Source organism: Mycobacterium timonense (assembly GCF_025821985.1).
Taxonomy (GTDB): domain Bacteria; phylum Actinomycetota; class Actinomycetes; order Mycobacteriales; family Mycobacteriaceae; genus Mycobacterium; species Mycobacterium avium.
On record NZ_JACKSY010000085.1, the window covers coordinates 1 to 11,860 of the forward strand.

Consider the following 11,860-nt stretch of genomic DNA (forward strand, 5'->3'; position numbering starts at 1 on the left):
CAACCCCGCCGCGCTGCTACGGCTGGCCGGCTCCGTTCTCGTCGAAGCCCACGACGAATGGCAAGTCGCCGAAAAGCGCTATCTCTCCGAGACCACCCTGGCCCTATTACATCCCCGCTCCGATCCAGCCGACCAATCCGTTGCCGTCCCCGCCGCCATCACGGCATAGTGGAAACGCGCAGAGCCTCAGGCGAAACGCCGATCGGCTTTACACCACTTCACGGGGCACAACCGTCGGTGGCGTACGTAGGAACGCAGTACACGCAAAACGGCTTGCTAACGAATTCAAGGTTGCGCACGTAAGGCCGCTATGACGTTTCCCTTTCAAGATGCGGTAGGCGGAGCGCCTCGCCGTAGATCGTCCAGCAGGTGCTCCATGAGCGCTTCTTCGAATGCCACGCAGCCGGTGGCGCTGATCTGTTCCGCGAGCTCGGGCTCCCATGGTGTGGGAGGGACCAGCTCGCGGATCGGGGCGGTGGGCCCGGATGTGGCGTAGTCGGTGGCCGTCATGCGCCAGGGTTTGGCTGTCGGGACGGCGTTGAGAATAGCGGTCACGGTACGAATGCCGGCAGGGTCGAAGTCGGCGCGCACGGCGATGTTCCAGCGAGCCGCGGCAAGGCCTGCAATGGCCGCGATCTCGGTCTGCGAGGGATTGCCCATCGTGCACACCAGCCGTATCGGGTTGGCGCAGTCGGGGTTTCGGGCCACCATGTCTGCTGCGGCGGCTAGGACCGAGGGATTCTCGGTGATGAACACCCAAGCGTCGGGGTGGGGAGCTGTGGGCCACTCCGGGCAGGCGAGTTCGCGCGGCGGCAGTGTGCATGTCGCTGCGGGTGGCAACTGCCAGCCGCGCGGGTGGACGCCCAGAACAGTCAGGCCTCCCATGAGTTGGTCGCAATCAACGCCAGCTTGCGCCCACAAGGACCGTGCCGTTGACCGCTGGTCCGCACGGATGCGACCGGCTGCGGTGAGCAGAGAAAGGGTGACACCGGCCAGCGGCGTGCCCTCGTCGAGGGCATGGGGACTATCGGGGACGAGCAGCCTGCGATCTAGCCGGCCCCCGTCGGGTATCCGCATCACGGCAGCCGCGATGGCGGCCGCGTTCGCCACGAGCTGGTTGGCATTGGGGTCACTATCGAGTCGGGCCACCCACCCGGTTCGGCGTAGATGCTCAAACAGCTGCGGACCGTGGACGGCCAGCTCGGGGTGGCTATTGCAGGCCGCGTCCAGGCATGCGGACAGCCGTTGCGCTCTGGCATGTTGTTGACTGCGATCTGCCGCGCGGGTGGCAAGAGTTCTGCCCGTGGCGTGCGCTGCGACGGCACCCGGCGTGAGGGTAGGGCCGCGTGCGCGCACCTGTTCGGTCAACACATCGAGTTCGATGCGCAACCTGCGGCCAGGTCGCAGAGCTCCGCGAACAAGCCCAGCGGCTGCCGCACGCTGCGACGGGTTGACGGGCGCATCGACGGTAATGGCCGGCCCGGTGACCAAGTGGGGGTCGCCGCGACGATCGGCGGCCGCGGCGACGGCCGCCCACAGCCAACCAAGATCGGGCGAAAGCAGCATGGTCAGGTCGGCGTGAGCACACGAGCCATCGCAAAGGTGGCAGGCCTTGACGGTCATGGAGATTCGTCTGGATCCCCGGGCAGGGGCTCAATCCCGCGCACCAGCATCGGGAATGCGACGACCACACCGTCGGGGCCAGCCTCCAGGTCGTGACCGTCCACGCCGTCCCATGCACCGGGGGCGCCTTCCCACAGATAAGAGGTGCAGATGACGTCGAGGTCGAGCTCGGCGATGTAGCGGGCCAGGCCTTCCCGCCCGGTGTCATCGACCTCGGCAGGCACCTCGTCGAGTGCGGCAAGGCGCAGCGCTGTGTCGGGCAGGTTGTCGTAGAGCGCGGCGATCGACGCGATCATCGGGGCCAGGATCACCAGGCGGCGTTCGCCTCCCGACAATCCGGTGTTGCGTGTCCAGCGTTTAGGCTCTTGACCGGGTCGGTGCACGAAGTAGTCAACGCGTACCCAGTCACGGATGTCGACTGCTTGCTTGACCTTTTCGGTGTCGGTTTCGCCGTCGGCCGCATCTAGCAGGCTCTTGAGCGCCGCCGCCAACTCGGCGTCCTGCTCGGGTGTTCGAGTCGCCGCGGATTTCTTACACGCCAGGTGGTAGACGGTGCGTCGGTTAGGGTTGAGGTCATCGCGCAGGCTGACCTTCACTCGCACCCCGACGCCGGAGGACGCCGACGCCGATTCCATCTTGGTGTTCACTGAATCGACCCAGTCCAGCAGCTCGGTGTAGGCGATGCCGATCGCGCTGGGTAGCCGCCCGACGATGAAGTCGCGCAGCGCAGCCTCTTCGGCCTCGTGGAGTTGCTCGCCGGCGCGGTCGGCCAGCCTGCGTGCCAGGGCAGCGGCTGCACACGGTGTGTAGGCGATGCCATCGTAGGTGCATTGGTACGTGTCGAGATCGCCGTGACCTTCAGTGCGGTCCACGGCCCACATGCGAAGCTCGGCGCGCGCGGTCTCGTAAGTGTCGGCGACTTTTTTCTTGCCCCACTTGGTTTTTCCTTCGACGGCGGCAGTGACTTGTGCGATCAACGCGTCGCTGCTGGAGTGTTGGGCGTCGCGCAGCACGACTTCGGCGACGTCCTGCACGGCCAGCAGGCCTCGTAGCTCGGCCAGCGCCGCGCTAGCGGCCGGTTGTTTGGCCGCGGCATTTTCGATCGCGTCGGCGGCGGCCTGCTCAAGCTTTGCCTCTTCTACAAGCGCTTCGTCTTTGAGTACAACCGCCGCACCGACCAATTCCTGGGTTTCTTTGGCGCGCGCACGCGCCGCCGTGAGACGCGCGGAGAGTTCAGCGGCGGCCTTGCCGTGTGCGCCCTGCATCCGCTCGTAGACCAGCCTGGCTTTCCGCGCGGCAGCATGAGCGGTTGTTGCGGCGGCATGCAGGGCAGTCAGGGCCGCGCGGTCGCTGGCATGGCTGTCGGCGCGGGTGCGCAGGCTCAGCAGGGTTGACTGCTGGGCGCTTAGCGCCGCGGCCGCGTTACGAAGCCCGGTGGTGATGCGGGCTTCCGATTCTGCTGTGGCGGCGACCTCGTCGGGGTCGGTTGATAGGCCCATCGATTTGGCCTGAGTGCGCCACTGCTCGGCGACCGTGTTGGCCTGCCGGCGGGCGGTTTCAGCTTCCGCGGCGGCCTTATCGGCGACGGCGCGCTGCTGCTCGGCCCACCGCGCAGCGGCGCTGCGGTCTTGTTCTGCCTTCGCGAGTTCCTTGAGGCTCGGGAAGGACTCGGCCCGCGCCTGTGTTCGGGTCGCGTGGTCACGCAGCTCCTCGGCCGCCTGCTCTAGGGCTGCGGCTTCGCTGTCGAGATGATCGGCGGTGTCGTCGAGCCTTTCGGCTTCCGCCAATGCGGCGGCGCGCCGTTGTGCGGCCCCGATGTGGCTCGGCTCGGGAAGCGTGGCGGAATCATCGGCGCCGGGGGCCCGTCCGCAGATCACACCGAACCGGAAGCTTCCATCGGTTCCAATGACAGCGGGGACATCTGAAAGAGCCGCAGAGGCGGTGTCCACCAGTGTAATGCGTTCAAGGACATCAGTCGCCGCTGCGGCGAGCCGGTGCTGTGAATCGGCCTCGATGAGTGTGGTCAGGCTGTGGGCAGCGCGCGGTGTGGTCGCGGTCACAGCCCAGGGGTGAGCCCAGCCGCCATCCTCGGTGAGAGTCGCGCCGAGAAGACCTGCGGATTCCAGCGCGGATTCAACCAGCGCCTGGAGTCGCCTATCGGTGCCGGTTTTCCATTGCAGGGCGTAAGCGAACGCGTCTTCGTCGGCATCGCCGGCCCATGGCGGCCGCGGGGGCGGGATCATCCGACCGGCGCGCAGTTCCTCGGCGCGGTGGCGGGCATCGGTAGCCGCGGCGTGCTTCGTATCCGCCTGCTGTCCATAGGCTTTGGCGGTTTGCCGTAGTTCGGCGGCGGTTTTGGCCGCAATGTTGCGCGCTGAGTCCTTCCAATCTGATGCCGAGCCCAGCAGCGCGGCAGGACCTGCGGCGGCGGTCTGGGTGATGGTGTCGGCATCGAGCGCATCCGACTCCGGGGTGGCCGTCAGGTCGGCGTTGGCCGAAGCCCAGCGTGAGATCTCCTGCACAGCAGTCGATGCGGCGTCGAGGGCTCGTTCGGTCTTGCGGTCACGCTCGTGGGCAGCGTTGTCTGCGTGCTGGTCGGCCTGGTCGGCCTGCTGCGACTTGTGCGAGGCATCCTGCTGGACGGGCGCAACGGTTCTGCGATGTTGCCTGACCATGAGCTCGGCGTTCGTCTGCCGGGTTTCGTGGTCGCTGGCGATCGCCATCCAGGACTGGGCCGCCGCGTCGAGCTGCTCAGGATCGATGCTCAACTCCAGCGGCGGCCCAGGGTCGAAGGCGTCTTCGCCGACGGTCAAGATCGCGTGGGAGCGGGTGCTGACCACCACTGTGGGTGCGGTCGCGGCCGTGTGCGGGTCGTAATTGGCGGCGGCGGCGGTTATGTCCGTCACGGCCGCGGCGAGCTGGTGGGCGTCAGTGGCGAGGTGTGCACCGTCACGGCGGAGTGTGCGGACCCGGTGGTGGAGGTTGTCGACCTTGGCTTGGGCCTCGCTGTCGCGGGCGTCGGAGGTGTTGGCGAGGTCGGCGAGTCGTTCAAGCGTTGTGTAGGCGGGGGATTTCTCGATCGACTCCACTTCGGCGACTGCGTTGTCGTGGTCCTGCTCGGCGACTCTGAGGTCAGCCTCGGCCCGCTCGCGTGCGGTAACGGCATCGCGGTGGCGGCCCTGAAATCGATCTGCGGCCTGGCGGGCGTTGTCATACACATCGCGTGCGCAGGCCGCGGCCGCCGCCAGCTTGCCGGCCACCTCGGCGGCGTGGCCGGACCAAACTTCAGCGAAAGTATCCAGCGTCGCAGCGGCTTCGACGTCGCGCTGGAAAGCTAGGCGGGTTTCATTCGTTGCGGCCAGCGCTTCGCCGGTGGCTTCAATGACGTCGTTTGATACGCCGGGCAGGGCTTCGCGAAGGGACTGAGCGGCGTGATCGGGGCTGGTGCCAGCGAGCAGGCTGGGGTTGCGGACCTTCCGGATGCGGTCTGCCAGGGCGATTAAATCCCTTCTGGCGGTGCTGAATACATGGTTGGCCAACGCGTTGAGGTAGTCCTCTTCGTCCTTGAATACGGTTCCTCCCGTGGCCTCGACCTGCTCGCGGAAGGCCTCAGCGGTGGTGATCGCCGGCCGACCGGGCCCGGGGCCGGTCAACGGCATATCTTTAATGGGCTCACCGGGAATGGTGAACGGCTCGATCTTTACGTTCGGCGTTGATCCATCAGAAAACACAAGTCGGGCGCCGTAGGAGTGCACAGCTTGGTCGCCGGGTCCGGCGAACGTCAACCACGCGTATCCGATCCGCTTCCTGTCGGTGCTGCCTTCACGCATGAGCGAGGTGAGCGTAGTGGTGCGCGATGTGCCGGCGCGCAGCTTCGCTTTGTCTAAGTCCAGTAGGAACGGCCACAGCGCTTCCAGCGCTGTGGTCTTGCCGGTGCCGTTGGGGCCAAGCAGGAGTAGGCGCCCGGACGGGGCCGACAGCACCAAGTCACCGTAGCGCCAGACGTTCGACAGCCCGGCGCCCACGAGCCGCCAGCGTCCGCCGAACCGCGCCCGATTGCCTGCCGGTGGTGCGGGTTGGGATTGTTCCATCGGTGTGGGGACGATAGTTGTCATCTGGGTTCTCCACCGCAAGGTTCTGGTCGATACTTTGTGCCGAATTCACGGTCTGGCGTTGGGGCTGGTGCGGTTGGGGGTGGTTCCCAGCGGCCCATGACCGGTGACAACCACCAGCAGCAGTCGACGATCCGCAGTAGCCCGACGCCGGTCAGCAACTGCTGCACGTCGGTGAGCAAGCCGGCGGGGTCAGCGGCCCGCTCGGCGGGCCAACCGCCTTTGCCGGTGGTTTGTTGCTCGGCAAGGCGGGTCAATTCAGCGAGGACTGCTACGCGCGGCATGCCGCGCCATCCGGGACCCGGCCCCCCAGTTTGTCCTTTGATCGCAATGTGATCCGCCAGCAACATGGCCACGTGGGGGATGATCCCAGCGGCCGGAAACGGGACTTGCCCGAGCTCACTAGGCCAGCGAAACGCGTCGTCGGGAACAACAAACGCGGCACCTTCGGCGCGCCGTTCGATCGCCAAACCGAACGCGGCCGCTAATGGTGCGCCATCATCACTACGCAGGCGTCGCGACAACCAGTCGGACTCCGCCTCGTCGAGATCGATGGTATGCACGCAGGTGTCATCGACGAGTCGGCGCCGCATCCGCCGGCCGACGTCGGGTTCACGCGCAACATTGTCCAGCCAGCGCCCCGGGTCCAGTGACGGGTCGGTGGTTGGGTCGAAGTTGGCGATCAGGTGCAGCAGTCGGGTGTGGAAGATGGTCAGAAGAACCGGTGCGTTGTCGTCGTTGAGGTAGGAGTCGATCTGACCGTCGGTTTCCTCGATGACTCCGCGATCGGCCAGTTCGTGAACGGCGCGGGTGATTGCGCGTCGTTCGGCGCGGCTGGCGGTAAGAGGGATGCTGGCTTCGGCCGCGGCGGCTTTGCCGGCTTCAACGAGTTGGCCGATAGTGACCTGGTGCGGCAGACTTTCCGCGGCCGCGGCAAGTAGGAACACCCACGAGCAGGTGAGCGGATTGGGGGCCTGCACTGCCCAATCGGCTAGGCGCGCACGCGTCGGCGGTGACTTTTCGAGGCGAACCACGTCGCGTTGCACAATCAGCCGCCAGCCCAGTCTGTTAAGCACTGAGCGCATTCCGATGAGGTTGCGGCGAACAGCGCTGATGGCCGCATCGTCGCGGCCGGCGATCAACCATGGTTGACGGGCTAACAGCCGCAACGCGGTGGCCACTTCTGTCTCCGCGTCGGGCGCGATCGCCAGCCGGGCCGTATGCGGCTTCGTCACGCCACCACCGCCCCCTCGAGGCGGATTTCCGCAGAACCGCCCGGATCGGCCCCCACAGCATGGGGGTGGCTGGGTTGTTCTGCAGGAGAATGGAACACGAACTCCCGCCCGGGTAGCCACACTCGCCACCGGGGTGCTCGCAATAACCCCGTTGTGGTTTTGGTCCAAAACACGGTGCAAGCCAACCCGTCTTTGGTAGCACGTCGACGACCACGGCTGGGCGTTTGGCGCAACGCCGCCCGCAGGGCCGCGAATGCCACCCGAGCAGCGCCATCCGACAACGTTGATCCGGGTGCGGTGGAAAGGATCTCGCGCAAGTGCTGACGGTGAAGCGCCAGGCGTCGCTGACGCTCGCTCGCGACCGCTGCGCGCGCAGGGCCGTCGTCAATTGGTGCTGGAGCGCGACCGCGAACCCCTGCTCTACCGTGTGTGCGGAGCCCGGGAGGCACCGGCACTTGAGGCCCATCACGCCAGGGCGGCGTGCGCCCGGCTCCCGGATCGTCAGCTTCGCCGTGAAGTTTGCGCCAGGGGTGATCGCCGAGGGCGGCAAGGAAAAGTTGCGGACCGAAGTGCGGATGCAGGCAGCCGCGGGCCAAAAGCAGGGCGCGGGCGCGAGACGTGCCGGACTCGCCGGCGGTGTGCAACCGTCGCAGATTGGCGTGAAATGTCGGGATCGCCATCACCATCCGCGACTGGAACCGTGCTGCGCGACCAGACATCGGATCGAACCATGCGACTAGGCCATGCCAGTCGCGCACATCGCCGCCTTTAGATGCCGCGAGCAAATCCCTCCCGATCAGATCAGAGGCGGCAGACCCTTCAATGGTGAGCTGCGCCAGCTCGGTGAAACGCGGAGTCAGTGCCCGCAGCGCAATCGCCGCGCGGTCGGAGCCACGGTCCAATTCGATTGCCACCCGTCGGGCGTAGTTGACGAGCAGCGACTTCAGCTCGGCAGTGTGTGCATCATCGAGATCGAATCGGTCAGCCAAGCCCATGAGGGTGTCTTCCGCGCCGACCAGCGACGCATCCAGGTTGTCTTGGGCGATGAACACCTCGTTCACCCGCGCTCGCGCCCACTGTTGATCCGGCGGTGCATCGGCGCCAGCCAGCGCCTCCAGCGCGGAGACGACCGCGTTGAGGGATTGCAGCGGAATTTCGCGCATCACCGTGGTATCCGCCAACACCGTCTCGTAGAACCGTTGAACCTGCCGGCCGTGTCGGGTCGCGGTGTAGCGGAAGTTCCGCCGCAGCAGGTCCTGGACACGGCGCACGTGCGTTTGATCCGAGCGCGCCGACACCACAGCCCACTCCCGCAGCTTTTCCAGCCGAACCTCCACGACCCGGGCGTCCAGATCGGTGCCGCGGTCACGTAACGCCGCGGTGACCTCGGCGGGGGTCAAATCCGACGGTGAGGATTCCAGCACCGCCATAATCGCGATGTACTCATCGGATTCGGGCACCACAAGATAGGTCAGGGCGCGGCGGGCATCGTCGGGGAGCTCGGCGACCGATGTGTCGCCAAGCTTCATCTCCGAATCGCCAGCTGTCACATTCCCCCAACACTGCTAGGGTCCCGACATTTCCCACGGTAGCGTCCGGCACTGACACACCGCGGCCGTTTACCGCGACTGCGTGGCTCTGCGGGCTGGTACTTCTCGTTGCCTCCGCCGCGGCGCCGCCGCGGGGAACTCGCTCAAGCCTCGCTATGGCGCAGATCCAGACTGGTCAGAATTGTGCCCCGTTGGATCGTGTCGAGGTTCAGGGTGAGTCGAGATTCGGCTGGTGCCATCGTGATCGGCCCATTTGCGTCGCTGGCCCTAGTGTGTGTGATGTGAAGTGCACCGGCAGCTTTCGGGGGACTGCCCCGAGTTCAGTTGGCTCGGAGGTGTGATTTTCAGGCCGCGGTTGCGACCGGTGTGTGGAGCAGTTCGAACTCTATCGGGGTTAGCCTGCCCAGTGCGCGTTGCCGGCGGCGTCGGTGGGACTGCCCCGAGTTCAGTTGGCTCGGAGGTGTGATTTTCAGGCCGCGGTTGCGACCGGTGTGTGGAGCAGTTCGAACTCTATCGGGGTTAGCCTGCCCAGTGCGCGTTGCCGGCGGCGTCGGTGGTAGGTCCGCTCAATCCACGACACGATCGCCAGGCGCAGTTCGGCTCGGGTGGTCCAGCGTCGCCGGTCGAGTACGTTGCGTTGCAGAAGGGCGAAGAACGACTCCATGGCAGCGTTGTCCCCGCACGCACCGACGCGACCCATCGAACCGTGTAATCCGTTGTGCAACAGTGCATGGACGAACTTTCGCGAGCGAAATTGACTACCCCTGTCGGAATGAACGATCGTCGCGGCAGGTGAACGCAGCGCCACAGCGTGATCCAGGGCGGCCACTGCCAGCGAGGACTTCATCCGCGAATCCATCGAGTAACCCACGATCCGGTTGGAGTAGACGTCTTTGATGGCGCAGAGGTAGAGCTTGCCTTCATCGGTGCGGTGTTCGGTGATGTCGGCCAGCCAGACCTGGTTGGCGGTCTGGGCGCTGAACTGACGCTGCACGAGATCGTCGTGGATCGGTGGCCCCGATCGACGGTTCAGTCCTCGCTTCTTGGCGAAGATCGACCAGATGCGCTCTTGGGAACACAACCGTGCGACACGGTTTTCGCTGGCGGAGATCCCGCGCGCGGGAAGTTCGTCGGCGATGAATCGGTAACCGAATGCGGGGTCATCGACGTGGATGTCGCGGGCGGCGTTGATGAGGTGCGCATCATCCCAATCCCGCTGTGATACAGGCGCTTTACGCCACTTATAGAACGCCTGGGTGGAGAACCCAAGAACCCGGCAGGTCACCGCGACGGGCACGCCGTCATCGGCCAGGTCGAGGACCAGCGGGTACATCATTTTGGGTTGGCATCCCGGGACAGGTAGCCGACCGCGCGACGCATCACTTCAGCTTCCTGCTCGAGGAGCTTGATCCGTTTATGCGCGTCGCGCAGCTGCGCCGACACGTCATCAGAAGCCGCCGCAGACGCCGGCCGGTAAGCGCCGTCCTCGCGGTCGGCGATCTTGAGCCAGCGATGCAGGCAGGCCTCCGAGATCCCGAAGTCCTTCGCGATCTGGCGCAACGGCGCCTCACCCTTGCGGGCTACGGCAATGACATCGGCTCGGAACTCGGCGGGAAACGGTTTCGGCACGAGACTGATCCTTCCAGCGAGGACGAATCCTCACAGGTCAGGAGTCAACCGAACCGGGGGCAGTCCCCNTTGCGGGCTACGGCAATGACATCGGCTCGGAACTCGGCGGGAAACGGTTTCGGCACGAGACTGATCCTTCCAGCGAGGACGAATCCTCACAGGTCAGGAGTCAACCGAACCGGGGGCAGTCCCCGGCCACGCCGGCTTGCGGTTTTCAGTGTAGTTTGCAGGTGTGTTCTTGGTGAGGTCCTGGTAATGCCTCGGTACCAGACATGGACTTGAGAGGTATGAGATGCCGGGATTGACGGTTTCGGCAGCGCAGCGGCTCGACGATGGAGGCGGCGACGCGTTCCATCCGCGAGATTGCAGGCTACCTGCAAGACGCTGTGGGCCGGCGGGTGACGGCGGCGATGGCGGGGCTGGCCGACGCCAAGCAGGTCGGCCGGTACATCGCGGCTGGGCGGTCCTGAGCCTCAGGGTGCAACCGAGCGTCGGCTTCGTGAGGGCTACAAAATTGTGCGGATGCTTGTCGATGCTACGACGACAAGACGGCGCGGGCGTGGCTGTTTGGCACCAATACTCGCTTGGATGACCATGCGCCGATCGAGGTGCTCGGTACGGCGGTCGAAACCGCGGAATTCGCGATGTTGGTTCGGGCCGCACGACAGGTCGCTAGCTTTCAGTCATGATCCCGGAGCCCGACGGGGCCAACTCTGAGGACAAATCAGCCGATGGTTGCTATACCGAGCGGGTATTTAGTGGGCCAGCGCAACAGGCGTTGAGCGAATGCCGCGATCGCGATCTGACCGTCGGTGGCTACGGTCTGGGTGTCTTCGTCGGGGTGGTTCTCGATGAACTGCTTGACGTACGCAAGAGTGCCCTGGGCCGACGAATCGGCGAAATTCGCCTGCAGGTCTAGCAATTGGGTGCGCATCTCTCCTCTCGGCGGCCCGAAAACCTCCAAGACGCGTTCAGCCGCCGCCGTGGCGTCCCCGTGGTTGTTATGCAACAGCACAAATGCGATGTCGTACCAGTCCTTTGCTTTGCGGCGGCCGTGAGCCGCAGCCACCTTCGCGAGGAGGAAACCGGCCAGTCCGGTGACGTTGATTTCAGCCTCGCGCCGCGTCCCGTGGTCGACTGCCTGGATCTTCTGAATCACGATGTCTCTTGCGGCGTATCCAGTTCCGCGCAGGTTCGCCGCTCCGAGGCGTTTGCAGCCGGTGAACTCGACAGTCGCGTTGTTCGGCTCGTCGTCGAGATCAGCCAGCAGCTCGAGCTTGATCGTAGCGCGGACGCCGTCGGGGTCGTTTAGCTCCCATCGCCACACCCGTTCGGCATCGGGCTCGAACCCGGCGTTGAGCAACGCCTGTTCCAACCGAGGTGCTTGAACTGAGCCACCGGCAATTTCGAGGTTGACCTGAACGTCGACGTCGGACGTGCCTGCGTGCCGCTTCGGCGAGTTCGAGCAGAGCAGGGCCGGCACCAATCCCCCGAGAAGCACGAATTCTGGGCGTCCCCCGTAGTGGTGCACCACGCGTACCAGTGCGAGTTCGGCTGCTCGCCTGGCCGCGGCGGTCCGAACCTGTTCTAGTGTCCTGAGTTATTAATTCGTTTGCAGTAGTTGGCGACGGATTCCAGGATTTGGTCGGCGGTTTTTGTCCAGACGTAGGGCTTAGGGTTGTCGTTCCAGTGCTCGATCCAGGCGCGGATG

6 protein-coding genes and 2 pseudogenes are annotated in these 11,860 nt (G+C 65.4%); 1 reads left to right on the forward strand and 7 read right to left on the reverse strand.

Annotated features, from left to right (window positions below):
• Positions 1 to 169 (forward strand): annotated as a pseudogene (locus tag H7I87_RS19825) (IS256 family transposase); the annotation flags it as partial.
• 155 nt (positions 170 to 324) lie between these two features.
• Here H7I87_RS19825 and H7I87_RS19830 read toward each other — a convergent pair.
• The 7 genes and pseudogenes from H7I87_RS19830 to H7I87_RS19860 all read right to left on the reverse strand — a co-directional run.
• Positions 325 to 1,623: a DUF2399 domain-containing protein gene (locus H7I87_RS19830; RefSeq protein ID WP_080683583.1), complete on the reverse strand. Its 1,299-nt coding sequence runs from the start codon at positions 1,621 to 1,623 to the stop codon at positions 325 to 327.
• Positions 1,620 to 5,738 (reverse strand): SbcC/MukB-like Walker B domain-containing protein, encoded by a 4,119-nt coding sequence (locus H7I87_RS19835; protein ID WP_080687459.1) that lies wholly within the window; start codon positions 5,736 to 5,738, stop codon positions 1,620 to 1,622. Before H7I87_RS19835 ends, H7I87_RS19830 begins: the two co-directional genes overlap by 4 nt.
• Positions 5,735 to 6,970, reverse strand: coding sequence for a DUF2398 family protein (locus H7I87_RS19840; RefSeq protein ID WP_023864113.1), 1,236 nt, complete (start codon positions 6,968 to 6,970; stop codon positions 5,735 to 5,737). Before H7I87_RS19840 ends, H7I87_RS19835 begins: the two co-directional genes overlap by 4 nt.
• On the reverse strand, positions 6,967 to 8,499 hold the full coding sequence (locus H7I87_RS19845; protein ID WP_023861884.1) for a DUF2397 domain-containing protein: 1,533 nt from the start codon (positions 8,497 to 8,499) through the stop codon (positions 6,967 to 6,969). Before H7I87_RS19845 ends, H7I87_RS19840 begins: the two co-directional genes overlap by 4 nt.
• A gap of 490 nt (positions 8,500 to 8,989) precedes the next feature.
• A protein-coding gene (locus H7I87_RS19850; protein ID WP_085989675.1) for an IS3 family transposase occupies positions 8,990 to 10,149 on the reverse strand; the annotation gives its coding sequence in 2 pieces (ribosomal slippage) (positions 8,990 to 9,858 and positions 9,858 to 10,149; 1,161 coding nt in all).
• A 724-nt stretch (positions 10,150 to 10,873) separates the two neighbouring features.
• On the reverse strand, positions 10,874 to 11,683 hold the full coding sequence (locus H7I87_RS19855; protein WP_162936211.1) for a nucleotidyl transferase AbiEii/AbiGii toxin family protein: 810 nt from the start codon (positions 11,681 to 11,683) through the stop codon (positions 10,874 to 10,876).
• 53 nt (positions 11,684 to 11,736) lie between these two features.
• Positions 11,737 to 11,860, reverse strand: a pseudogene (locus H7I87_RS19860) (IS630 family transposase); the annotation flags it as partial.

Excerpts from the sequence above, each read along its gene's own strand:
- H7I87_RS19830 (WP_080683583.1), bottom strand. The coding sequence starts at position 1,623 with ATGACCGTCAAGGCCTGCCACCTTTGCGATGGCTCGTGTGCTCACGCC.
- H7I87_RS19835 (WP_080687459.1), bottom strand. The coding sequence starts at position 5,738 with ATGACAACTATCGTCCCCACACCGATGGAACAATCCCAACCCGCACCA.
- H7I87_RS19845 (WP_023861884.1), bottom strand. The coding sequence starts at position 8,499 with ATGAAGCTTGGCGACACATCGGTCGCCGAGCTCCCCGACGATGCCCGC.